Annotated in this window: 25 protein-coding genes; 6 read left to right on the top strand and 19 right to left on the bottom strand. The window is 54.3% G+C overall.

Going from position 1 to position 23,787, the window contains the following annotated elements; translation table 11 throughout:
* Nucleotides 1-33: 33 nt before the first annotated feature.
* A complete protein-coding gene (gene pdxK / locus ACJHYD_RS00835; RefSeq protein ID WP_000096660.1) occupies nucleotides 34-885 on the bottom strand; it encodes a pyridoxine/pyridoxal/pyridoxamine kinase in 852 nt (283 codons plus the stop codon).
* Between the two features lie 104 nt (nucleotides 886-989).
* Here pdxK and ACJHYD_RS00830 point away from each other — a divergent pair, with 104 nt between their 5' ends.
* Nucleotides 990-1,358 (top strand): YfeK family protein, encoded by a 369-nt coding sequence (locus ACJHYD_RS00830; protein ID WP_001551436.1) that lies wholly within the window; start codon nucleotides 990-992, stop codon nucleotides 1,356-1,358.
* Nucleotides 1,359-1,360: 2 nt separating this feature from the next.
* Here the strand turns inward: ACJHYD_RS00830 and cysM are convergent, their stop codons facing one another.
* The 7 genes from cysM to murR all read right to left on the bottom strand — a co-directional run bounded on the left by cysM (nucleotide 1,361) and on the right by murR (nucleotide 8,165).
* Nucleotides 1,361-2,272: a cysteine synthase B gene (gene cysM, locus ACJHYD_RS00825; RefSeq protein WP_001295461.1), complete on the bottom strand. Its 912-nt coding sequence runs from the start codon at nucleotides 2,270-2,272 to the stop codon at nucleotides 1,361-1,363.
* A gap of 133 nt (nucleotides 2,273-2,405) precedes the next feature.
* Nucleotides 2,406-3,503 carry a sulfate/thiosulfate ABC transporter ATP-binding protein CysA gene (gene cysA, locus ACJHYD_RS00820; RefSeq protein WP_000021031.1) on the bottom strand — a complete coding sequence of 366 codons (1,098 nt, stop codon included), beginning with the start codon at nucleotides 3,501-3,503 and terminating at the stop codon, nucleotides 2,406-2,408.
* Complete coding sequence (cysW, locus tag ACJHYD_RS00815) at nucleotides 3,493-4,368, bottom strand: sulfate/thiosulfate ABC transporter permease CysW (protein WP_000852686.1); 876 nt, start codon at nucleotides 4,366-4,368, stop codon at nucleotides 3,493-3,495. The genes cysA and cysW overlap by 11 nt, the downstream gene beginning before the upstream one ends.
* Nucleotides 4,368-5,201 (bottom strand): sulfate/thiosulfate ABC transporter permease CysT, encoded by an 834-nt coding sequence (gene cysT / locus ACJHYD_RS00810; RefSeq protein ID WP_000458406.1) that lies wholly within the window; start codon nucleotides 5,199-5,201, stop codon nucleotides 4,368-4,370. The genes cysW and cysT overlap by 1 nt, the downstream gene beginning before the upstream one ends.
* Complete coding sequence (cysP, locus tag ACJHYD_RS00805; protein WP_000290240.1) at nucleotides 5,201-6,217, bottom strand: thiosulfate/sulfate ABC transporter substrate-binding protein CysP; 1,017 nt, start codon at nucleotides 6,215-6,217, stop codon at nucleotides 5,201-5,203. Before cysP ends, cysT begins: the two co-directional genes overlap by 1 nt.
* 170 nt (nucleotides 6,218-6,387) lie before the next feature.
* Nucleotides 6,388-7,179, bottom strand: coding sequence for an SDR family oxidoreductase UcpA (ucpA, locus tag ACJHYD_RS00800; RefSeq protein WP_000517443.1), 792 nt, complete (start codon nucleotides 7,177-7,179; stop codon nucleotides 6,388-6,390).
* A gap of 128 nt (nucleotides 7,180-7,307) precedes the next feature.
* Nucleotides 7,308-8,165, bottom strand: a complete 858-nt coding sequence (murR, locus tag ACJHYD_RS00795) for an HTH-type transcriptional regulator MurR (protein WP_000966454.1) — start codon at nucleotides 8,163-8,165, stop codon at nucleotides 7,308-7,310.
* 163 nt (nucleotides 8,166-8,328) lie between these two features.
* On the opposite strand from murR, the gene murQ reads away from it, so the two are divergent.
* From murQ to pbp4b, 3 genes are read left to right on the top strand one after another with little or no spacing between them, the layout of a single operon-like run.
* Entirely contained in the window at nucleotides 8,329-9,225 is an 897-nt protein-coding gene (gene murQ, locus ACJHYD_RS00790; RefSeq protein ID WP_001175617.1) for an N-acetylmuramic acid 6-phosphate etherase, read from the top strand.
* Between the two features lie 3 nt (nucleotides 9,226-9,228).
* The gene (gene murP, locus ACJHYD_RS00785) at nucleotides 9,229-10,653 is read left to right on the top strand and encodes a PTS N-acetylmuramic acid transporter subunit IIBC (protein WP_001040492.1); all 1,425 of its coding nucleotides are present in this window, start codon (nucleotides 9,229-9,231) and stop codon (nucleotides 10,651-10,653) included.
* A gap of 4 nt (nucleotides 10,654-10,657) precedes the next feature.
* Nucleotides 10,658-11,959 (top strand): penicillin binding protein PBP4B, encoded by a 1,302-nt coding sequence (gene pbp4b, locus ACJHYD_RS00780; protein WP_001520983.1) that lies wholly within the window; start codon nucleotides 10,658-10,660, stop codon nucleotides 11,957-11,959.
* Nucleotides 11,960-12,016: 57 nt separating this feature from the next.
* Here the strand turns inward: pbp4b and yfeX are convergent, their stop codons facing one another.
* From yfeX to ACJHYD_RS00760, 4 genes are all read right to left on the bottom strand, one after another.
* A complete protein-coding gene (gene yfeX, locus ACJHYD_RS00775) occupies nucleotides 12,017-12,916 on the bottom strand; it encodes a porphyrinogen peroxidase (protein ID WP_000084590.1) in 900 nt (299 codons plus the stop codon).
* Between the two features lie 95 nt (nucleotides 12,917-13,011).
* Nucleotides 13,012-13,587: an RpoE-regulated lipoprotein gene (locus ACJHYD_RS00770; protein WP_000838945.1), complete on the bottom strand. Its 576-nt coding sequence runs from the start codon at nucleotides 13,585-13,587 to the stop codon at nucleotides 13,012-13,014.
* Nucleotides 13,588-13,647: 60 nt separating this feature from the next.
* Nucleotides 13,648-14,097, bottom strand: coding sequence for a DUF2919 domain-containing protein (locus ACJHYD_RS00765; protein WP_001296281.1), 450 nt, complete (start codon nucleotides 14,095-14,097; stop codon nucleotides 13,648-13,650).
* A complete protein-coding gene (locus ACJHYD_RS00760) occupies nucleotides 14,084-14,509 on the bottom strand; it encodes a GNAT family acetyltransferase (protein ID WP_000406000.1) in 426 nt (141 codons plus the stop codon). The genes ACJHYD_RS00765 and ACJHYD_RS00760 overlap by 14 nt, the downstream gene beginning before the upstream one ends.
* A gap of 213 nt (nucleotides 14,510-14,722) precedes the next feature.
* On the opposite strand from ACJHYD_RS00760, the gene amiA reads away from it, so the two are divergent.
* Both amiA and hemF read left to right on the top strand, forming a co-directional pair.
* Nucleotides 14,723-15,592 carry an N-acetylmuramoyl-L-alanine amidase AmiA gene (amiA, locus tag ACJHYD_RS00755; RefSeq protein ID WP_000102892.1) on the top strand — a complete coding sequence of 290 codons (870 nt, stop codon included), beginning with the start codon at nucleotides 14,723-14,725 and terminating at the stop codon, nucleotides 15,590-15,592.
* A 3-nt stretch (nucleotides 15,593-15,595) separates the two neighbouring features.
* The gene (gene hemF, locus ACJHYD_RS00750; protein WP_001314923.1) at nucleotides 15,596-16,495 is read left to right on the top strand and encodes an oxygen-dependent coproporphyrinogen oxidase; all 900 of its coding nucleotides are present in this window, start codon (nucleotides 15,596-15,598) and stop codon (nucleotides 16,493-16,495) included.
* Nucleotides 16,496-16,500: 5 nt separating this feature from the next.
* Here hemF and eutR read toward each other — a convergent pair whose 3' ends face one another.
* Genes eutR through eutH form a run of 7 tightly spaced genes read right to left on the bottom strand, consistent with a single transcriptional unit; the run spans nucleotide 16,501 to nucleotide 23,688 of the window.
* Nucleotides 16,501-17,553 (bottom strand): HTH-type transcriptional regulator EutR, encoded by a 1,053-nt coding sequence (eutR, locus tag ACJHYD_RS00745; protein WP_000753708.1) that lies wholly within the window; start codon nucleotides 17,551-17,553, stop codon nucleotides 16,501-16,503.
* A 45-nt stretch (nucleotides 17,554-17,598) separates the two neighbouring features.
* On the bottom strand, nucleotides 17,599-18,099 hold the full coding sequence (gene eutK, locus ACJHYD_RS00740) for an ethanolamine utilization microcompartment protein EutK (protein WP_001314924.1): 501 nt from the start codon (nucleotides 18,097-18,099) through the stop codon (nucleotides 17,599-17,601).
* Between the two features lie 12 nt (nucleotides 18,100-18,111).
* A complete protein-coding gene (gene eutL, locus ACJHYD_RS00735) occupies nucleotides 18,112-18,771 on the bottom strand; it encodes an ethanolamine utilization microcompartment protein EutL (protein WP_001111038.1) in 660 nt (219 codons plus the stop codon).
* A 9-nt stretch (nucleotides 18,772-18,780) separates the two neighbouring features.
* A complete protein-coding gene (gene eutC, locus ACJHYD_RS00730; protein ID WP_000372321.1) occupies nucleotides 18,781-19,668 on the bottom strand; it encodes an ethanolamine ammonia-lyase subunit beta in 888 nt (295 codons plus the stop codon).
* Nucleotides 19,669-19,688: 20 nt separating this feature from the next.
* Complete coding sequence (gene eutB / locus ACJHYD_RS00725; protein ID WP_000769961.1) at nucleotides 19,689-21,050, bottom strand: ethanolamine ammonia-lyase subunit alpha; 1,362 nt, start codon at nucleotides 21,048-21,050, stop codon at nucleotides 19,689-19,691.
* Nucleotides 21,051-21,061: 11 nt separating this feature from the next.
* On the bottom strand, nucleotides 21,062-22,465 hold the full coding sequence (gene eutA, locus ACJHYD_RS00720) for an ethanolamine ammonia-lyase reactivating factor EutA (RefSeq protein WP_001097497.1): 1,404 nt from the start codon (nucleotides 22,463-22,465) through the stop codon (nucleotides 21,062-21,064).
* Nucleotides 22,462-23,688 (bottom strand): ethanolamine utilization protein EutH, encoded by a 1,227-nt coding sequence (gene eutH, locus ACJHYD_RS00715; RefSeq protein WP_000512387.1) that lies wholly within the window; start codon nucleotides 23,686-23,688, stop codon nucleotides 22,462-22,464. Before eutH ends, eutA begins: the two co-directional genes overlap by 4 nt.
* Nucleotides 23,689-23,787: the final 99 nt, after the last annotated feature.

The following is a 23,787-nucleotide window of genomic DNA, read 5'->3' as shown; positions in this document are numbered from 1 at the left end:
GCAGTGAAAAATGGCGCCCATCGGCGCCATTTTTTATGCTTCCGCCAGCGGCGGCAAAATCAATTCATCGCTCTCATGCTGCTGGGTGTAGCGCATCACTTCCAGTACGCGCAACCCCGCACGGTGCACCGCATCGTTTAACGCCTTCCCTTTCAGCAAACCACTGATAAGCTGAGCACAAAACAGGTCGCCAGTCCCTTTCAGGTCGGTTTTTACCCGTGAATGGGAAATGACATTCACGCTGTCGGCACTGACCACCACCACCTGCATCTCCTGATTTTCTTCATTACCGGAGGCGCTGGTAATCACCACCCATTTTAATGTGTCTGAAAGCAGACTTTTTGCGGCAGCAATGGCACTGTCGAGATCGCGGCAATTTTTACCGGTCAGGATTTCCAGCTCAAAGATATTGGGGGTAATTCCCTGCGCCAGCGGCAGTAAATATTGTCGATACGCCTCGGGAAGGTCAGGTTTGACATAAATTCCGCTATCAATATCGCCAATCACTGGATCGACCATGATCAATAGGTCAGGATGATCTTTGCGTAGCGCAGTCAGCCACTCGGCAAGGATTTTGATTTGCGATGCCGTTCCCATATAGCCCGTGGTTACAGCACGAAGTTGGCGCAACGCATCACGCTCCTGAAGCGCACGCAAATAGCCGCTAAACCATTCGTCCGGAATCGCACCACCGTAGAAAGTGTCATAATGCGGTGTATTGCTCAGCAATACCGTCGGCACGGCAAAGACATTCAGGCCGTTCTGTTTGATAGCAGGCACGGCAATGCTGTTGCCTACGCTGCCGTACACTACCTGCGACTGCACGGCGACGATATCTGCCTGCAATGCCCTGCTCTTATCGTTAAACAACAACAAACTACTCATTTAATTTTTTCTCCTTGCCGATGATCCTCATCGTATTCCAACCGAAACTTTACCTGATTCTGGCAGTCAAATCGGCTATCACAAAACAAGGATAAGGTAATTCAATGAAGAAAATCATTTGTCTGGTCATTACGCTGCTAATGACACTCCCCGTTTACGCGAAGTTAACTGCCCATGAAGAAGCCCGTATCAACGCCATGCTGGAGGGATTAGCACAGAAAAAGGATTTGATATTTGTGCGTAACGGCGATGAACACACCTGTGATGAAGCGGTTTCCCACCTGCGTCTGAAGCTCGGCAATACCCGTAACCGCATTGACACTGCCGAACAATTTATTGATAAGGTTGCTTCGTCATCATCGATTACCGGGAAGCCGTATATCGTGAAGATGCCCGGTAAGAGCGATGAAAATGCGCAACCTTTTTTACATGCGCTGATTGCGCAGACGGATAAAACGGTGTCTGCGCAATAATCTTAAATCCCCGCCCCCTGGCTAAAGTGTTCTTCCCCAAACACGCCGGTGGAGAGGTAGCGATCGCCGCGATCGCAGATGATCGCCACAACCACCGCGCCGGGGTTAGCTTTTGCCACGCGCAGTGCTCCGGCAACCGCGCCGCCGGAGCTAACGCCACAGAATATTCCTTCCCGCACCGCCAGTTCACGCATGGTGTTTTCTGCATCGCGCTGATGAATATCCAGCACCTCATCCACCAGCGAAGCGTTGAAAATCCCCGGCAGATATTCCGCAGGCCAGCGGCGAATGCCGGGAATGCTGCTGCCCTCTTCCGGTTGCAGGCCGACAATGGTCACCGGTTTGGATTGTTCGCGCATAAAGCGTGACACGCCGGTGATGGTGCCGGTTGTTCCCATGCTGGAGACAAAATGGGTAATGCGCCCGCCAGTTTGCTGCCAGATTTCCGGCCCGGTGGTGGTGTAATGCGCATAAGGGTTATCGGGATTATTGAACTGATCGAGCAGCTTTCCTTCACCACGATTCGCCATCTCCAGCGCCAGATCGCGCGCACCTTCCATGCCCTGCTCTTTGGTGACAAGAATCAGTTCCGCACCATAAGCACGCATCGCCGCACGGCGTTCCTGGCTCATGTTGTCGGGCATCAGCAATTTCATGCGATAGCCTTTAAGCGCGGCAATCATTGCCAGCGCAATGCCGGTGTTACCACTGGTGGCTTCGATCAGCACGTCACCCGGTTTAATTTCCCCGCGCTTTTCCGCCTCGACGATCATCGAAAGTGCCGCACGATCTTTCACCGAACCTGCCGGGTTATTGCCTTCCAGTTTCAACCAGACTTCACTGCCGTTATTCGGCCCCATTCGCTGCAACTTCACCAGAGGCGTATTGCCAATTGTTTGTTCTAATGTACTCACGATCTCTATCCATACGTGGTGTTGCCTGATGCGACGCTTGCGCGTCTTATCAGGCCTACAGGTTACAAACCTTGCCATTAAAAAGCCCGGATCGCGGGAAGCGCCTCCGGGCGTTTAACATTCACTCAACCTATCAGGCGCTTTGTGCGAGAGCAAGTTCCTCATCGCGGGTTTCAATACGCTCGTCGCCGTTATACAGCCGCGCATGTTGCAGACCAACGAATAAACGCTCGCCACGTTGCGGGGCGTCGTCGCCGTGCATCACGACCGTCAGCGCTTCGTTGTACCACCCCAGCGGCTGCACGACTAATTGGGTGTAGTGGCCTTTCGGGCTGGCTTCCAGTACCTGTACCGGCAGCGGCGAATCGAGGCTGGTACGGCGGCTGATATCCACTTCCCACGGGCGCAGGAAGAGATCCACCGGCCCCTGATACGCAGGTGTATAGCCCAGCGGCCAGCGATGTGCGCCAACATGGAACTGCCCGCCGCGAATGGTTCCCTGCAGGCGGTTCACTTCGCCCATAAATTCGAGCACAAAGCGGGTCGCTGGTTCGCGCCATACCTGATCCGGCGCATCAGCCTGCTCGATATTGCCCTGGCTCATCACCACTACACGATCGGCTACTTCGGTCGCTTCTTCCTGGTCATGGGTCACGAATACGCTGGTAAATTTCAGTTCTTCATGCAGTTGACGCAACCAGCGACGCAGCTCTTTACGCACCTGCGCATCCAGCGCGCCAAACGGTTCATCAAGCAGCAGAATTTGCGGTTCCACAGCGAGCGCACGCGCCAGCGCCACGCGCTGTTTCTGCCCGCCGGAAAGCTGTGCCGGATAACGATCCGCCAGATGCGCAAGCTGCACCATCTCCAGCAATTTTGTCACTTTCGCTTTGATGGCTGCGGCATTCGGGCGCTCGCGACGCGGCAGCACCGTCAGGCCGAAAGCGATATTGTCGAACACCGTCATATGGCGGAACAGCGCATAGTGCTGGAACACGAAACCAACTTTACGATCGCGCGCATGCAGGCGGCTGACGTCGGTGCCGTGGAAGCGAATATGCCCGCTGGTTTGATGCTCCAGCCCGGCGATAATGCGCAGCAGCGTGGTTTTCCCGGAACCGGACGGCCCCAGCAACGCGACCATCTGACCAGAAGGAATATCCAGTGAGATATCGTTCAGCACCTGGGTGCGACCAAAAGACTTCTTAATATTGGCAATCTCAATGCTCATGATGTTCCTCCTGCTGCGCGCGTTTTTCCTGATTCTCCAGACGCCACTGCAACATACTCTTTAAAAACAGGGTGATAATCGCCATCAGCGTCAACAACGCGGCAGCGGTAAAGGAGCCGACGGTGTTGTAGTCTTGCTCCAGCAATTCAATCTGTAACGGCAGCGAAAGTGTTTCGCCGCGAATCGAGCCGGAAACCACCGACACCGCACCAAACTCGCCAATCGCGCGGGCGTTGGTCAGCACCACGCCATAAAGCAGCGCCCAGCGGATGTTCGGCAGCGTGACGCGGCGAAACATCTGCCAGCCAGATGCGCCCAGCAAAATCGCCGCTTCGTCTTCCTGGCTGCCCTGGCTTAACATCACCGGCACCAGCTCACGCACCACAAACGGACACGTCACGAAGATGGTGACCAGCACCATTCCCGGCCAGGAGAACATAATTTGCAGATTATGTTCATCCAGCCAGCCGCCGAGCGGGCCGTTAGAGCCGTAAAACAGCAGATACACCAGACCGGCAACCACCGGCGACACGGCAAACGGAATGTCCAGCAGCGTCAGCAGCAACTGGCGTCCGGGGAAGTTAAAGCGCGTCACCAGCCATGCCAGCAGAATGCCGAACACCAGGTTCACCGGCACGGCAATCAGCGCAATCATCACCGTCAGCCAGATGGCGTGCAGCATGTCCGGATCGGCCAGATTCTGTAAAACTGGCATCAGCCCTTTACTGAACGCCTGCACAAAGATGTAAATCATCGGCACCAGCAGGATGAACGCCGAAACCAGCATCCCGATGCCAATCAGAAACCATTTGCCCCAGTTAATCGGGCGCGCGTCATAACGCTTCAACTGTGTCACTTCCGCCATTAATGACCTACCACACGCCGACCAAAGCGACTTTGCAGAGTGTTAATTGAGAACAGCAGCAGCAGGGATGCCGCGAGGATCACCGAAGCAATCGCGCTCGCCGCCGGGTAATCAAACTCCTGTAAGCGCACAAAAATCATCAGCGACGTCACTTCCGTCTTCCAGGCGATGTTCCCGGCGATAAAAATCACCGCGCCAAACTCACCAAGACTACGAGTAAACGACAGCGCCACGCCCGCCACCAGCGCCGGAGAAAGTTCCGGCAGCACCACTTTGCAGAAACTCTGCCAGCGCGTTGCGCCAAGCGTTTCTGCCGCTTCTTCATATTCCGGGCCTAACTCTTCCAGCACCGGCTGCACGGTACGTACCACAAACGGAATGCTGGTAAAGGCCATCGCCACCGCAATCCCCAGCCAGGTATAGGTGACTTTGATATCAAACTTCGCCAGCCATTCACCGTAAAAACCGTTTACAGAAAAGAGCGAGGCCAGCGTTAAACCGGCGACTGCCGTTGGCAGCGCAAAGGGTAAATCCATCAGCGCATCAAGCAGCGTGCGGCCCGGAAAGCGATAACGGGTTAAGATCCACGCCATCAGCAGGCCGAAAACGCCGTTAAAAATTGATGCCACAAACGCCGACAGCAGCGTCACTTTGTAGGCCGCGACCACTTGTGGGTTGGTGATCACCTCCCAGTACTGCGCCCAGCTCATCTGAGCCAGCTGCATCACCAGCGCGGAGAGCGGCAGCAGCAAAATAAGGCACACAAACAGCAGACTGGTGCCGAGGCTTAAGGTAAAGCCCGGCAGCACGCGTCTTGATGAAACTGCAAACATTAATTACGCCCCGCCGCTAACAGCTTGTCTAACTCGCCACCGCTGGTGAAATGGGTTTTCATCACTTCCGGCCAGGAGCCAAATTTGTCTTCCACGCGGAACAGCTCGGTCTGCGGGAATTTATCTTTCAGTTTGTCCATGACTTCCGGGTTATTTACGCGGTAGTAATAGTCGGTGATGATGGTCTGCGCCTGCGGGCTGTAGAGCCAGTTCAGGTAAGCTTTTGCTGCTTTTTCCGTACCGTTGGCCTGCACGTTTTTATCGACCCACGCCACCGGGAATTCCGCCAGAATATTGGTTTTCGGAATCACCACTTCAAAGCCTTGCGCTTCATACTGTTTGCGAATGTTGTTCACTTCCGACTCGAAGCTGATCAGCACATCGCCCAGGCCGCGCTCGGCAAAAGTGGTGGTCGCGCCACGACCGCCAGTATCGAACACTTCAACGTTTTTCAGGAACTGGGTCATAAACTGTTCGGTTTTGGCTTTGTCGCCACCGTCAGCTTTATCCGCTGCGCCCCATGCCGCCAGATAGGTGTAACGTGCGTTACCCGACGTTTTCGGGTTCGGGAAAATCAGCTTTACGTCGGAGCGCACCAGATCGTTCCAGTCGTGGATATTCTTCGGGTTACCCTTACGCACCAGGAAGCCCATGGTGGAGTAGAACGGCGAGCTGTTATTCGGCAGGCGCGTTTGCCAGTCGGCCGGGATCAGCTTGCCTTTGTCGTGCAGGATTTGTACGTCAGTCACCTGGTTATAAGTGACAACGTCGGCTTTTAAGCCCTGCAAAATCGCCAGCGCCTGTTTTGATGACCCGGCATGAGATTGTTTTATCGTCAGTTTGTCGCCGCCGTTATCTTTGGCCCATTGTTGCTCAAACGGCGGATTCAGGGCGGCAAACAGCTCGCGGGAGACGTCATAAGAACTGTTCAGCAGTTCCGTTGCCTGTACATGGCCCGCCAGCAGCAGAGAAGCGACCAGCGCGAGTGAGTTCTTTTTCAGTAAGTTAACGGCCATTGCGCACCCTTATAAATTTAATGACTTTCTAATAGCCATCATATTTATAACGGACGTGAAAGGAGTAACGGTTTTATATACCGTTTGGTGATTTGGAAGTTGAAAAGGGAATAAGAACCGGGTTCAAGACGAAATCCTCCCCACAAATGCAGGGAGGAAACAGAGGTGAATCAGATGCCGACGCTAACCGTCTCCGGCAGTGTGCTGCCGCCATCAATCACATTCTGTGTACCGGTTAAATAACTTGATTCATCCGATGCGAGGAAGGCTGCCAGTTCGCCGACTTCCAGCGGATCGGCGAGGCGACGCATCGGGATTGCTTTTGCCATTTCAGTCAGCACCGATTCTGGATCTTCCGGGTTCGACTGGCGGGCAATGCTTTCCGCCATTGGCGTGCGTACGTATCCCGGGCAGATGGCGTTAACGCGAATACCAGACTGCGCGTACTCCACCGCCAGCGATTTAGTCAGGCCAACAATCGCCGCTTTCGTTAAGGCATACGCCGTTTCACCCGGATCGGCCACCATATCGCCAGTGACTGAAGACATCATCACAATGCGACCATCTTTGCGGGCAATCATCTCCGGCAGCACCGCCTTCGTGACGTTCCATACGCCTTTAATATTGATATCAATATGGAAATCGCGATCTTCATCGCTCATATCGAGGAAACTGCCCAGACGACAAACGCCTGCGTTATTCACCAGGATATCAATGCGCCCTTCTTTTTCCTTCGCGCGCTTGATAGCTGCGGCGACCGACGCCGGGTCACGCACATCGGCGACAACCGCCGTACAGCGATGACCACGACCACACAGTTCGTCCGCCAGCTTTTCGATCTCAGGGGAGATATCCAGCAAGATTAGGTTTGCGCCATGACGCGCAAAAGTTCTGGCAATTCCTTCGCCAATTCCCTGCAATGCGCCCGTAATCAGTGCTGTCTTGCCCGTGAGTTTACCCATTTTAATGCTCTCCTTGTTAATACAGAGCGTTACACTCCATTCCCTCTGAAAATACAGGATAAACAAAATATTGCTGCGGATCAGCTCACTAATTCAGGAAAATCTCAATCCAGTCGCTGCTTTATGCATCATTTCAGGCGTTGCGTTAGCTCACTGCTGCGCTCAATCATTTTCAATGACTCCACATCATTGAGTTGCACAAGGCCAACAAACAGTAAATCGGTAACAGAATTTTGCGCCGTGCGGGTGGACATCGACGAGCTGCGCCATTCGGTTTCGCCAGAAACGGTATCGAGGGTGTAATGCGCCAGCCGCCGCAGCGGGGAATCGGTTAACGAGGTAATGGCAATCACCGTTGCCCCCTGCTTTCGTGCTGCCTCGGCGCACAAGACAATCTCTTTTTTACTGCCGCTGTAAGAGATAGCGATTTGTACATCGCCTTTTTTCAGCGCCTGGGAAACGGTGGCTTGTACATGCGTGTCAGCTTCACAGGCCACACGATAACCAATTTTCATCAGTTTGAATGAAAGATCGCGCCCCACCAGCGCCGACCCACCCAGGCCCGTTATCTGGATAAACGGTGCTTTACTGATGACCTCAATGATTTTTTGCAACCGCGCGTAGTCGAACAACGCACAGGTTTGCTCCAGCGCCAGCTCTTTTTCGCGATTCAATTTGCGGGCAATCACTTCCAGCGAATCATCACTGGTAATCGAACTGTGCAGGTGCAGCGCCGTGGCATTCGTTTTCTCCCGGCTAGCACTGTATTCGCCAATTAACGCCATACGCAATTCAGTAAATCCTTGCGCACCGAGCTTCTGGGCAAACTTCACAATACTCGACTGGCTGATGCCGAGCTGTTTCGCCATCTTGCGCGAAGAGACGGATTTCAGCTCACTCACGTTGGCCCGCAGAAAGTCAGCAATTTTTTGCTCGTTCCCGGTAAATTCACTTTCCGCATTGCGTATTTTCGTCAGGTACAACATCTTCCACTCTCCTGGGCTGGCAGCAAAAATTCCGCTTAAGTTCTTATGACGCTCTTCACACTCTGCGAGTGTAGACTCAATGATTCCTTTAAGTCTGTCAATTCGGGATATATGATTCCATACATCTGCAATTATTTGATCGTAAATAGTAAGGTCACCACCGATGCAACTTGAAAAGATGATTACCGAAGGCTCGAACGCCGCCTCGGCTGAAATTGACCGCGTATCAACGCTGGAAATGTGCCGGATTATCAACGATGAAGATAAAACCGTACCACTCGCCGTTGAGCGCGTACTGCCGGATATCGCCGCGGCGATCGATGTTATCCACGCCCAGGTAAGCGGCGGCGGGCGTCTGATATATCTCGGTGCGGGAACATCCGGTCGTCTGGGGATTCTGGATGCCAGCGAATGTCCGCCCACCTACGGCGTTAAACCGGGTCTGGTGGTTGGTTTGATTGCTGGAGGCGAATATGCCATTCAGCACGCGGTGGAAGGCGCTGAAGATAGCCGGGAAGGTGGTGTTAACGATCTGAAAAACATCGGCTTAACCGCGCAGGATGTGGTGGTTGGCATTGCGGCCAGTGGTCGCACGCCGTATGTAATTGCCGGACTGGAATACGCACGCCAGCTCGGCTGCCGCACAGTGGGAATTTCCTGTAATCCCGGGAGCGCCGTTTCAACCACCGCTGAGTTTGCCATTACGCCAGTTGTTGGGGCCGAAGTGGTCACAGGTTCTTCGCGAATGAAAGCAGGTACGGCGCAGAAACTGGTGCTCAATATGCTCTCCACCGGGCTGATGATTAAATCCGGCAAAGTGTTCGGCAACCTGATGGTCGATGTGGTCGCCACCAACGAAAAATTGCATGTGCGCCAGGTCAATATCGTCAAAAACGCTACCGGATGTAGCGCAGAGCAAGCGGAAGCGGCATTGGTTGCCTGCGAGCGCAACTGTAAAACGGCCATTGTGATGGTGCTGAAAAATCTCGATGCCGCAGAAGCTAAAAAACGTCTTGATCAACACGGCGGCTTTATTCGTCAGGTTTTAGACAAGGAATAACCCATGGCCAAAGAGATCAGCAGTGAACTTCTGAACACCATTCTTACCCGTGTCGGCGGACCGGGAAATATCGCCAGTTGTGGTAACTGTATGACGCGCCTGCGTCTGGGTGTACATGACAGTTCACTGGTTGATCCCAATATCAAAACGCTGGAAGGCGTGAAGGGCGTCATTTTGACCAGCGATCAGGTGCAGGTGGTTTTTGGGCCGGGCAAAGCGCATCGTGCCGCAAAAGCCATGAGCGAGCTGCTGGGAGAAGCACCGGTACAGGATGCCGCAGAAATCGCCGCCCAGAACAAACGTCAGTTAAAAGCCAAACAAACCTCCGGCGTGCAACAATTTCTCGCCAAATTCGCCACCATCTTCACGCCGCTGATCCCCGGTTTTATTGCCGCCGGTCTGCTGCTGGGGATAGCGACGTTAATTGCCACGGTGATGCACGTTCCGGCAGATGCTCAGGGCACGCTACCCGACGCGCTGAATTTTATGAAGGTGTTCAGCAAAGGTTTGTTCACCTTCCTGGTGATTCTGGTGGGCTATAACGCCGCCCAGGCATTTGGCGGCACGGGCGTAAATGGCGCGATTATCGCCGCGCTCTTTTTGCTCGGTTATAACCCAACTGCAACCACCGGTTACTACGCCGGTTTTCACGATTTCTTTGGTCTGCCCATCGATCCGCGCGGCAATATTATCGGCGTGTTGATTGCCGCGTGGGCCTGCGCCCGCATCGAAGGCATGGTGCGCCGCTTTATGCCGGACGATCTCGACATGCTGTTGACCTCGTTAATCACCCTGCTGATCACCGCTACGCTGGCCTACCTGATCATTATGCCGCTGGGCGGCTGGCTGTTTGAAGGCATGTCGTGGCTGTTTATGCACCTGAACAGTAATCCGCTCGGTTGTGCGGTTTTAGCCGGGCTGTTCCTGATCGCCGTGGTGTTTGGCGTGCATCAGGGCTTTATTCCTGTTTACCTCGCGTTAATGGACAGTCAGGGATTCAACAGCTTATTTCCCATCCTTTCGATGGCAGGCGCGGGCCAGGTGGGCGCGGCGCTGGCACTCTACTGGCGGGCGCAACCGCACAGTGCATTACGCAGTCAGGTACGCGGGGCGATTATTCCCGGCCTGCTGGGCGTTGGCGAACCGTTGATTTATGGCGTCACCCTGCCCCGCATGAAACCGTTTATTACCGCCTGTTTAGGCGGCGCGGCGGGCGGTTTGTTTATCGGATTGATAGCCTGGTGGGGTCTGCCGATGGGCTTAAACAGCGCCTTTGGGCCGTCTGGTCTGGTGGCGCTGCCGCTGATGACTTCCGCACAAGGCATCCTTCCGGCAATGGCGGTTTATGCAGGCGGGATTCTGGTGGCATGGGTTTGCGGGTTTATTTTCACCACGCTCTTTGGCTGCCGTAACGTCAATCTGGACTGATAATATGAAACGGACAATGCTCTATCTTTCTCTGCTGGCTGTCAGCTGTAGCGTCAGCGCCGCAAAATACCCTGTTCTGACAGAAAGTTCGCCAGAGAAAGCAGGGTTCAACGTCGAACGGCTTAACCAGATGGATCGCTGGATAAGCCAGCAGGTGGATGCCGGTTATCCCGGCGTAAACCTGCTGATTATTAAAGATAATCAGATTGTGTATCGCAAAGCCTGGGGAGCGGCGAAAAAGTACGATGGCAGCGTATTGATGGAACAGCCTGTCAAAGCCACCACCGGGACGCTGTATGACCTGGCTTCCAATACCAAGATGTACGCCACTAACTTTGCTCTGCAAAAGCTAATGAGCGAAGGCAAGCTGCATCCTGACGATCGGATTGCGAAATATATTCCGGGATTTGCCGATAGTCCAAATGACACCATCAAAGGCAAAAACACGCTGCGGATTTCTGACCTGCTGCATCACAGCGGCGGTTTCCCGGCGGACCCACAATATCCGAATAAAGCGGTCGCGGGCGCGTTATATTCCCAGGATAAAGGCCAGACGCTGGAGATGATCAAGCGCACGCCGCTGGAGTATCAGCCCGGCAGCAAGCATATCTACAGCGATGTCGATTATATGCTGCTTGGATTTATCGTCGAGTCGGTTACCGGTCAGCCACTTGACCGCTATGTTGAAGAGTCGATTTATCGCCCGCTCGGCCTGACGCATACGGTGTTTAATCCGCTACTGAAAGGCTTTAAACCGCAACAAATTGCCGCCACGGAACTCAACGGCAATACCCGCGATGGCGTGATCCATTTCCCGAATATCCGCACCTCCACTCTCTGGGGTCAGGTGCACGATGAAAAAGCCTTTTATTCGATGGGCGGCGTTTCCGGGCATGCAGGGTTGTTTTCCAATACCGGCGATATTGCGGTGTTAATGCAAACGATGCTGAACGGCGGCGGCTATGGCGATGTGCAGTTGTTCAATGCAGAAACGGTGAAGATGTTCACCACCAGCTCTAAGGAAGATGCCACTTTTGGCCTTGGCTGGCGCGTGAATGGTAATGCCACCATGACGCCGACGTTTGGCACGCTGGCAAGCCCGCAAACCTACGGTCACACTGGCTGGACCGGGACGGTGACCGTTATCGATCCGGTGAATCATATGGCGATTGTGATGTTAAGCAACAAGCCACATTCGCCAGTTGCCGATCCACAAAAAAATCCCAATATGTTCGAAAGCGGTCAGCTACCGATTGCAACTTATGGTTGGGTAGTTGATCAGGTGTATGCGGCGTTAAAGCAGTAATAAAAAGGCCAGTCAGTTGTGATACTGGCTGGCCTTAAATCATCGAATCAGAAACGATTACAACGCCATCAACTTGTCCAGCGACGGCGCGAAGTAATAGCCGCCAGTGACCGGTTTGGTGAAACGCAACATCGCATCACGTTTGCCATCGGTATCGCCAAACATGCTCAGCAGTTGCTGCTCAATGTTATGCAGACGCGCGCAGTAGGCGCAGAAGTACAGACCGTGAGTGCCACTGGCGGTGCCGTACGGCAGGCTCTGGCGAACAATCTTCAGCCCTTTGCCATCTTCTTTCAGATCAACGCGGGTCAGGTGAGAGGTTTCCGGACGTTCGTCGCCGTCAATCTCTTCGTTGGCCTCTTTAGTGCGCCCGATCATCATCTCTTGATCGTGAACGCTCATACGGTTGAGTTGCTTCAGGTTGTGCTCCCAACGCTGCACAAACACATAGCTGCCGCCCGCATCCACGCCGTCTTTGATAACCGCCACTTCGCGGCGCGTCTCTTCACCCGCCGGGTTTTCTGTACCGTCAACGAAGCCGCTCAGGTCACGCTCTTCAACCCAACGGAAGCCGTGGATCTCTTCTTTCACTTCAATGCAGTCACCAAAGGCTTCCATCGCCGCCTGAGCGACAGAGAAGTTTACGTCGTGACGCAGAGAAAGAATGTGGATCAACACATCGAACTGGGTCGTCGGCGCAAGGCCTTTACCGTAGCCCGGAAAATCTTTCAGCTCTTCGGCCCCAACGCCGCCGCTCAGAGCGCGCCAGGTGTTGTTACCAAAGGCAACCACCGCACCAAGATGCGCATCCGGGAATTTCGCTTCAAAAGTTGCCAGTTTATCGGCAAATGTTTTACTGGCCGCACGCAGGGCGTCAACTTCCCCTTTCACGTTGGCTTCGATCCAAATCGCCGCGCGGCAATGTTCTGGCAAAATGCCACTCTGAACCTGAGACATTGTTCCTCCTGAAAATAAGAATGCCACGCAATCCGTGGCATTGTTGAGCGCTATTTTACGTGTTTTTTCGCGGCGGCGGTTTGTTCAGACGCAAATTAACGCCGCCAGATAATTTTACTGACTTTCCAGTTTTTCAGGGTATCGTCCGAAGGCATTAACCCTTCAGGACCACTCCATTCCCCGCTGAACTGGTAGCTAATATGTTGACTGCCTTCGGCTTTACATTCGACGGCACGATTATCATCACCATCAGCTTTTTGGCAATTGCCAAATGCTTTGCTGTAAAGGTCGCTAAACGGTGTACCGATTTTAACACCGGTGTCAGCAGGAATATCGCTATCCAGCACATCAATGCGGCTGATCGTACCCTGATCGCCGTTAATCACCATCGCCACGTTGTCGCCTTTCATCACTTCAAAAAAGCGCACCACGTTGCCGTTCGCGGTTTTCATTCCGCTGCGCAGGCGATAATCGCCATCAAGCGCATCGGCAATGGCTTGTTCTTGCAGTGGTGTGGACGCCGTTAATTCACCAACGCCCTGCTCGCTCACTTTGGTGGACGACCCAAACCAGTTCCACGGGTTAGCGGCAGACCAGTTAACTGACGACATCGTGGAACAGCCGGTCAGCATCAACGGCATAGCGCATAACATTAAACGCAGCGATTTCATGTCACTTCCTTTGGTTATTCAATAACGTTGCTTGGAGTGCAAATTCACCAAAAAGTGCCGTTATTCTTTTTCTTCATTAAAACAAGCGCGTAAACGTCGATTGGTCAGCAGCCAGATTAACGCCACAATATCCGCCACTACCAGCGCCAGCCCGATACCGCTAACGGATTCACCGTTCAGCCACAGCCACGGTTGCCAGCAAAGTAAAACCACCTGCGCCAACAGCAACAGAAAATAGAGCACATGCCAGATACGGGGAAATGAAGCCCGCCGACCACTCAGCAAAAACGCCAGCACCGCCGGAATGCCGGGAATCAACCCCAGCCAGAAATTATCGTGATCGGGATAAAACAGATTTAGCAGCGCAGTACCCTGCTCGCGCGACGCACCAGCAATGACAAACAGCACCCAGGTTCGCGCCTGAAGCAATAGCACAAGCCAGAAGAGCAAGGGTAAACGCAGGCGACCGTGCGCATCATAATGGACAGGATGAAACTCAGTACTCTTCATCTTCAATCAAACGCTTACCCAGACTCAGCACGTCGGCGTGTTCATATCCCAGGCGTTCATACATTCCGAGCACCATGTCGTTATCTTCCGGCACGTTGATCTGAATTTTCGGACAGCCGCGAGCAATCAGCTTTTTCTCCAGCCGATTAAGCAACGCATTAGCAATCCCACGCCCACGAAACTCTGGATGCACGCCAAGATAATAAGCAGACCCGCGATGCCCGTCATAACCGCCCATCACCGTTCCGACCACTTCACCGTTCACCTCAGCGACCAGAAACAAACTGACGTCATGGTTCATCTTACGCTCGATGTCCATTTCCGGATCGTTCCACGGACGCAGCAAGTCGCAACGCTCCCAAAGGGTGATGACCTCTTCGAAATCTTCCTGGCGAAATACGCGTATCTCCATGGTATTCGTTACCTTTTTGCGGGTTAAAAGGCTGATTATGGCGTGAACGGTCGAATTAGCCAATATCTGACGAAAATCGGTTGAAAAAGTGGCATAATGGGGAGTTGTCAACTATTGAAATGAAAAGTAAAACAATTCTCATCAGCAAACGGTCGTAACGGATTACGCGATACGATATAACATCTGGAACTTTATTATTACAACTCAGGCCGTATGAGCACTTTTAAACCACTAAAAACACTCACTTCGCGCCGCCAGGTGCTGAAAGCCGGTTTGGCTGCCCTGACGTTGTCAGGAATGTCGCAAGCCATCGCCAAAGACGAACCTTTAAAAACCAGCAACGGACACAGCAAGCCGAAAGCCAAAAAATCTGGCGGCAAACGTGTCGTTGTTCTCGATCCAGGCCACGGTGGGATCGATACCGGAGCGATCGGACGCAACGGTTCGAAAGAAAAACATGTGGTGCTGGCGATTGCTAAAAACGTCCGTTCCATTTTGCGTAATCATGGGATTGATGCGCGTTTAACGCGTTCTGGCGATACGTTTATCCCACTTTACGATCGCGTTGAAATCGCCCATAAACATGGCGCAGATCTGTTTATGTCAATTCATGCCGACGGCTTTACCAACCCGAAAGCTGCCGGTGCTTCGGTATTTGCCCTCTCTAACCGCGGTGCAAGTAGCGCAATGGCGAAATACCTGTCTGAACGCGAAAACCGCGCCGATGAAGTTGCTGGTAAAAAGGCGACTGACAAGGATCACCTATTGCAGCAAGTGCTGTTTGATCTGGTGCAAACCGATACTATTAAAAACAGCCTGACGCTCGGCTCGCATATTCTGAAGAAGATTAAGCCGGTGCATAAACTGCACAGCCGCAACACCGAACAAGCCGCGTTTGTGGTGTTGAAATCGCCGTCGGTTCCTTCGGTGCTGGTGGAAACCTCGTTTATCACCAACCCGGAAGAAGAGCGGCTGTTAGGCACGGCGGCATTTCGCCAGAAAATCGCCACTGCGATTGCCGAAGGCGTGATCAGTTATTTCCACTGGTTTGACAACCAGAAAGCACACTCGAGAAAGCGGTAAGTGATGAAACCCGACGCACACCAGGTTAAACAGTTCCTGCTCAACCTTCAGGATACAATTTGTCAGCAGCTGAGCGCCGTCGATGGCGCAGAGTTTGTCGAAGATAGCTGGCAGCGCGAAGCTGGCGGCGGCGGACGTAGCCGGGTGTTGCGTAATGGTGGTGTTTTCGAACAGGCGGGTGTCAACTTTTCACATGTCCACGGTGAGGCGATGCCTGCTTCCGCCACCGCTCATCGCCCGGAACTTGCCGGGCGCAGTTTCGAGGCGATGGGCGTTTCACTGGTAGTGCATCCGCATAATCCGTATGTTCCCACCAGCCACGCGAATGTGCGCTTTTTTATTGCCGAAAAACCGGGTGCCGAACCCGTCTGGTGGTTTGGCGGCGGCTTCGACTTAACCCCTTTCTATGGCTTTGAAGACGATGCTATTCACTGGCACCGCACCGCCCGTGACCTGTGCCTGCCATTTGGCGAAGACGTTTATCCGCGTTACAAAAAGTGGTGCGACGAATACTTCTACCTCAAACATCGTAACGAACAACGCGGCATTGGCGGCCTGTTCTTTGATGACCTGAACACGCCAGACTTCGACCACTGTTTTGCCTTTATGCAGGCGGTAGGCAAAGGCTACACCAACGCTTATTTACCAATTGTAGAGCGACGTAAAACGATGGCCTACGGCGAGCGCGAGCGCAATTTCCAGTTATATCGTCGCGGTCGTTATGTCGAGTTCAATCTGGTCTGGGATCGTGGCACGCTGTTTGGTTTGCAAACTGGCGGGCGCACCGAGTCTATCCTGATGTCAATGCCGCCGCTGGTACGCTGGGAGTACGATTATCATCCAGAAGATGGCAGCCCGGAAGCGGCGTTGAGTGAGTTTATTAAGGTCAGGGATTGGGTGTAACTCCCTCACCCCCATTCCCGCATCCGCTGATGCAGCGTCAGTGACGGCTTCTCGGCAAACAGCTGCTGGTAATCCGTGGCGAATTGCCCCAGATGCCAGAATCCCCACTGCATGGCGGCGTCTTTTACCGTCATACTTTGCGACCACGGGCTTATCAGTTCGCGGCGCACGGCGTTCAGGCGAATGCGTTTCAGCCACGCATTTGGGCCAATGCCTAAAATAGCGTGAAACGCGTTTTGTAGCGTGCGGCGGCTGACATGCAGTTGATTACACAAGTCCAGCACCGTCACCGGTTCGGACATGTTTTCCAGCACATATTCACGGGCGCGGGAAAGCAACCGACGGTAACTCTGATGACTGATGCTTTCCGCCGTCACCATTGGCTGCGCTTCTTCCAGCATCGCCCCCATCGCCATTAGCAAATTATCCCCCAGCACTTTACGCACAGCAGGCTGATGAAGATTTTCCGGGTTCTCGCAAAATGTCGCCAGCGCCTGTTGGACAAAGCCCCACAGCGCGGCTTTATGCTGCTCTTTCACTTCCAACGCCGACTGGCTACGCAGCATATGTAATACCCGATCCGGATTATGCAAAAAGTTAGCCTGACGGGTGATGACATCTTCAGAAAGCACTACGCCAAGGATCGTGTAATCATCCGGCGTACTTAATTCAAACTCGGTTCCACCAGGGCGCGTCGCTATTTCTGCGCTTCCCAGACATTGCGAACCGATAAATCCCTGCTCTCCGCGCGTCGCCGGAATGCCAAACCAGAACGAATTCGGCCAGACCAGGCACGACTGACGCAGCGCCAGACCGGTGTATTCACGAAAAACCTGAATATCATCGAGTAGAATTTCCGTAAATTCACCATGAAACTTGCCCGGATGCAGCTGATCGTAAATCTGCTGCCAGGCGGTAATCGTCAAAGCATGTTCATAGACATCCGTTGTCTGTCGTTGATGAACATTATCCACTTCGACCTTCGGCGTGAGCTTCAGGTTTTCGGGTAAGGGTTCATGATAAAGATGGTGCAAATTGGCTGTACGGGTCTTTTTCATGATGTTAATGCCGGGTGTTGTAGGACACCCGGCACCTCCGACAGGTTAATGGGGCTTGAGACGATAACGACTACTGCGTTTACGTAACGTCCCGGCAGAAAAGAGCTGTTCGAGCGCATTTCTGGCTTTTTCCAGCGGCCAGCCAAAGTGGGCAGCCACTTCTCCTGCCGTCATTCCCTGACGTACTGATGTTAACAGCGCCAACAACTCGTCAGCAGATTCCACGACGATAACTGGCGCGTCGGGTTCCTTTACGGGTTGCTTCGGCTGGCGGTTAAAGCCAGTAACCAGCCACTGGGTGTCATCGTCTGGCCGACCGATCTCCTTACGGCTGATGACACGCCCGGTACGCATCGCGGCAGCACAACCTGCGTCCAGCGCCGCACGACACGCCGCCAGATCGCCTTCCACCACCAGCGTTAGGCGACCAGGGTCAAGCACTTCGTGACTGAGCAGACGAACGTTAGCTGCTTTGAGCATGGCATCCGCTGCATCTATCGCGGCGACCATGCCGTCCACTTCCAGCAATCCCAGTGCATTGATCATCGGCAACCTCCGTTACGCACGCTGGATTGGATTACGCGCGATTTCCAGCACTGCATCGGTAAAAGCGTTACAGGCTGCTTTACACGCGGCCTGGCTACCGGTTAAAAATGCTGCCGAGTAGTTGGTTTCAGACGGCGGCGGGACATAGGTCACCAGCTGCACGTCGGCAGATTTCAACGCCGCATCAATGCCGTAGGTCGCTTCCAGCGGCGGTGCCACCAGATACGCCATCGGATCGCCAAGCGTGATCCCGGCGGTTGATGAGAGATAAGAACCGGTACGCGAAACTACATGTGCCAGGAAAGCTGTGTTTTCTGCGTCATTAGCCCACTGGAAAGCCGCGCCATTTTCAATATGCGCAACCATCGCATCCAGACCAGCACGCACTTCCGCCGGGTTTGGCCCACCGAGCATAATCAGCACTTCACCGGCAGTCGGTGACGGTCCGTGTGCAGCTCCCGCATACAGCGAGCGGCCATACACCACTTCGACCATCGCCTGCTTGGTCGCTTCGTCAGCCGCAATGTAGGTGACGTCATCGGAATCAGCAGAAATCAGCCCAAGGCTACGAATATGCGGCGGCAATTTCAGTTCACGCGCAAATTCGGCGTTAACAGAGGCAATCACCCGCATGGCGGTGACCGACGGTCGAATCAAATCTAAAGCTGGCATGATGCCTCCTTATCGGGTCATGTTGATGCCGGATGCTTTCTGCTCCAGCATACGTTTCGCCAAATCCACAATGACGGCTGCGGCTTCAACCGGCGGCGTGCCGCCCTGGTGAATGTTAGAGATACAGGTACGGTCGGCCTCAACGGTGGTTGCCATACGCGGCGAGTAAACGGCGTAGCAGGAGAGGCTTTCTGACTGCCCTAATCCCGGGCGTTCCCCCACCAGTAGGATCACTACTTTCGCGCCGAGGATCTCACCGATCTGATCTTCAATCTTCACGCGACCATAACGAACAAAGAATGGCGTACCGACTTTCAGCCCGGCCTGTTTCAGGCCCGCCATCAGCGGTGGCAGGATCTCTTCGTAGTTCACGGTGATCGCATCAGTTGACAGGCCATCAGAAATAACGACCTGCACGTCCGGATTGGCAACACACTGCGCTTTCAGCGCTTCAACAGCTTCTGCACACAGGCGGCGGCCCATATCCGGACGAGTCAGGTAGAGATTTTTGTCGCTAATTTCAGAGCGGACTTCCAGCAAGCCCTGCGCTTTCACCCACTCTTCCGGCACTTCTTTCAGTACGGTATCTTTCGAACGAGAGTGATCGGCCAGGAAACGCAGCAACGCCTGGGTACGCGGACGCGGACCGGCACGACCGGTACAAACGCGGGCCACGGTGCTGCGACGCAGTTCTGTTAATACGTCTGCGCGATGCGGGTTTTCAACGCCAATCCACGCTTTTGCTTCCGCAGAGCCTAAATCCAGCGCGCAGCTTTCCGAGGTCACCGGTGCCGCACAGGTGGTGGTGGCGCACTTTGCTTCTGACGGCGCGGGGGCCGCTTGTCCCATTGACGCCATCACGCTGCGTACAATTTCTTCAATCTGTTTTTGATCCATGATGTGTTATCTCCGCGTCATCAGAAGAACAGTGACGGATCGCCCGCCCGTTTGGTCAGGCGACCGTTTGCCATAATGCCCATGCTTTCCAGCCAGCGTTCAAACTCCGGTGACGGGCGCAGGTTGAGTAACTGACGCACAGTGGCAGTGTCGTGGAATGCGGTGGTCTGATAGTTGAGCATGATGTCATCGCCCAGCGGCATCCCCATGATGTAGTTGCAGCCTGCGGTGGCGAGCAGGATCATCAGGTTTTCGTTGAGGTTCTGGTCAGCGTCAGCGTGGTTGGTGTAGCAGCAGTCACAGCCCATAGAGATGCCGCTCAGCTTGCCCATAAAGTGATCTTCTAAGCCCGCACGGATAATCTGGCGGTCGTTGTAGAGATACTCCGGCCCAATAAAGCCGACCACGGTGTTGACGATAAACGGATCGTAATGACGCGCCAGCCCGTAGTTACGCGCTTCCATCGTCACCTGGTCTGCGCCGAAGTTAGCGCCAGCGGATAGCGCAGAGCCTTGTCCGGTTTCGAAGTAGAGGCAGTTTTCCCCGGCGATACGGTTGAACTCCGCGCCCACTGCGCGCGCTTCGTCGAGCATCGCCAGTTCCACGCCAAACTCTTTCAGCCCTTTTTCGCTGCCGCAGATACTCTGGAAAATCAGCCCGCCTGGTGCGCCACGACGGATCGCTTCAATCTGGGTGGTGACGTGCGCCAGCACGCAGCCCTGGGTCGGAATGTTGAATTTGTCGATCACGCCATAGATGGTGTCCAACACGCGGCTTAAGTTTTCCACGTCGTCAGTCACCGGGTTAACGCCGATCACCGCATCGCCCACCCCGAAAGAAAGCCCTTCGTAGATTTGCGCGGCGATACTTTGCACGTCGTCACGGGTGTCGTTTGGCTGCAAGCGGGCGCTGAAGGTGCCCGGAATACCGATGGTGGTATTGGCCTTTTTGATCACCGGCATTTTCTTCGCGCCGTAGATCAGGTCCGCGTTGGAGCAAATCTTCGCTACCGCCGCGACCACTTCCGAGGTCAGCCCTTTGCGGGTAAAGGCAATGTCGTCCACGCTGGTTTCATCGCTCAGCACATACTCACGCAGTTCGCTGATGCTCCAGTTTTTAATCTGGTTGTAGGCCGTTTCGTTAACGTCGTCCTGAATCAGCCGCGTCACGCAGTCATCTTCATAGGCAATCACCGGATTATTGCGGATGTCCGCTACGGTCATTTCCGACAACACCTGCTTTGCCGCCACGCGCTCCTGTGAGCTTGCCGCTGCAACGCCCGCCAGCACATCCCCCGAACGCAGTTCGTTGGCTTTAGCCAGCACCTCTTTTACATCCTTAAACTGATATACATTGCCGAACAATGTGGTCTTTAGTTTCATAAGTCGTTCCCTCAGGAAGGAAATGCGAGTGATTTCACCGTCACCGGCACAACCGATCCGCCAAAAAGAGGCGTACCAATGTCGATATAGTCCCCCGCGCGGACAATCACTTCGTCAATGACTGCCAACGGGAGTTGTTGTAGCTGTGGGCGCAACAACATGCCCAGAGCTTTACCAAAGTCCTGCCCGGCCACCACCAGCAGGGGATGCGGATTCGGAAAACGCGCGACGAAATCGACCAGCGCGTTGATGACCGTCAGTACCGCGGCGTAACGCACAGGCAGCGAGGCGGGAAGCGCCAGCACGTACGCGTCAGAATTGGGATCAAGATCCAGCTGAATCAGCGCCTGTTGCCAGGCACTCACCAGATCCGTTTCATCAATTGGGATCGCCACCGGCAAATTGCGCAGCGGCAGTTGTACGCCCTCCAGCCAGATTGTGCTGCCAGAGAGCGAAAGGGTATGTGCACCCGCGCCAATCACCGTGGCGCGTACGGTTTGCGCTGGAAACTGCACGTTCATCTCACGCAGGCGCGGATGGTCATGCAGCGCCGTTGCCAGAAGCGGGCCGATATCGGCAAAACAGAACGGATCGGCGGGCTGGTGGCGATAACATTCGCCCACGCCGCCAGAAAGCGTAATGATTTCGGGCGTAACACCTGCGGGCAGCAAACCGGTTTGCATTAATGCCTGCGCGAGCGGCGAGAGCGTTCCGTCAATCACTTCGACAATCAGCTCTGCCATCCGCCGGGTAACCTGCACCAGCTGCGCGCCGGTCAGCGAACGGGCGTCGGTGCCTGCGCCGAAGCACTCATCCACAATCATCTGCCCCGGTTTATGAGCGTAAACCACGCGCCCCTGGCTGTCGGTTTCCAGCAGGCGACCACCGACGTTGAGGCAGGCAGTGCCGCTGATTTTTCCGGCATCGAACAGGGCGTAGTTCGCGGTGCCACCGCCGATGTCGATATTCAGTACCCGACACAGCCGTTGTTCAGAAAGGGTTTGCGCCCCGGCACCGTGACCGGCGATCACGGATTCGAGATGCGGCCCGGCGCTGGCGACGACAAAATCGCCCAGCGACTGGGAGAGCGTCATCACCGCCGGGCGAGCGTTGCGGGTTTTCGCGCTTTCACCGGTGATGATGATGGCACCAGAATCAACACTTTCCGGCGCAATGCCCGCAGCCTGATATTGCTCCAGGATTAAGGTTTTCAGTTCCGCTTCTTTTAAACCACCCTGTTTATCGACAGGGGTAAAGAACACCGGGCTTTGCCAGCTAATTTCGCGTTTGATGAATTCGTAGCGCGGCACCTGCGACACCGCCGCACGGTTAACCAGCTCCAGGTGGGAGAAGATCACCTGGGTGGTGGTGGTGCCGATATCGATACCGACGCTCAGTAGCTGGCGAGTGTTCACGATTGTGCCTCCACTTCGGTTTTGGCCGCGGTCGCGTCTTCTTTTGGCACCAGCATCATCGCCACGCCAATCGCCGTTACGCCGCCGATCAACTTGCCGACAATCATCGGGAAGATCATGGCGTTCATGTTGGCAGCGGCGAAGCCTAAGTGGTCACCCAGGGCGAAAGCAGCGGAAACGGCGAAGGCACAGTTGATCACTTTGCCGCGGGTATCCATCTGCTTCATCATGCCGAACATCGGGATATTGTTGGCAAGGGTTGCGACCATGCCAGCTGCCGCGATGTTGTTCATATTCAGCACCTTACCGACGCTCATCAGCGGTTTTTCAAACCAGCGAGTCAGCAGCAGCACCATCGGATACGCCCCCAGCAGCACGCAGGAGATAGAACCGATAACTTCAATGGCGCGCATCACTTCACCGGGTTTGTCGCCTGGAGCCATGAAGATCGGATCCAGACCGGGGATCAGTTCCCAACCGAGCAGGAATTTCACTACCGCAGCGGCAAGACCGAGGGTGATCAATGCAACGAGGAATTTGGCGAAGATCTGGAAGCCGTTGATCATTTTTTCCGGGATGAATTTCAGCCCCAGCGCCACCAGTACCGCGACGATAAGTACCGGGATCATGTTCATCAGGATCAGGGCAAAGGTGAATTCCACTGGCTGACCGTTGATCTGCACACCGGAATACATAGCCACCAGACCACCGGCAATACAGCCAATCGGAATGGTCACAATGCCCGCCAGCACGCCGAGCGCCAGATAACGACGGTCAGAAGGTTCGATAATGCCGAGCGCCACCGGAATGGAAAACACAATCGTTGGACCCATCATCGACCCGAGAATTAATCCAGAGTATAGCCACGCTGCTACGTCGCCGCCCGCCAGCTCTTTGGCGAGGAAGAAGCCGCCCATATCGCACGCCAGCAGTGTTCCGGCGAACATTGACGGGTTTGCGCCGAGCATTTCGTAAACCGGGATAATCACCGGCCCGAGTACGTGGGCCAGAACAGGTGCCAGCGCGGTCATACCAACCATCGCCAGGCCCAGTGCGCCCATCGCCATAAAGCCTTCTTCAAACTGCCCGCCGGATCCTTCGATACTTTTACCGAACTTACCGAGGAAACGAGCAGAACCGCCGAACTGCGACAGGATCCTGTCTACGGCAGCTATCAGCATAAAGAACATCATGATGTACATGATGATTTCGTTAATTCCCATCGCCTTTACTCCCTGTTAGTTGTTATTTATTGGCGGATGCGGCGTAAACGCCTTATCCGCCCTACATGTGCAATCCTGTAGGCCGGATAAGACGCAGCA

This window comes from Escherichia sp. WS1368, from assembly GCF_046487485.1.
Lineage (GTDB): Bacteria > Pseudomonadota > Gammaproteobacteria > Enterobacterales > Enterobacteriaceae > Escherichia > Escherichia coli.
Note: the sequence above shows the minus strand (reverse complement) of the source record. Positions and strands in the feature narration are given on the sequence as shown.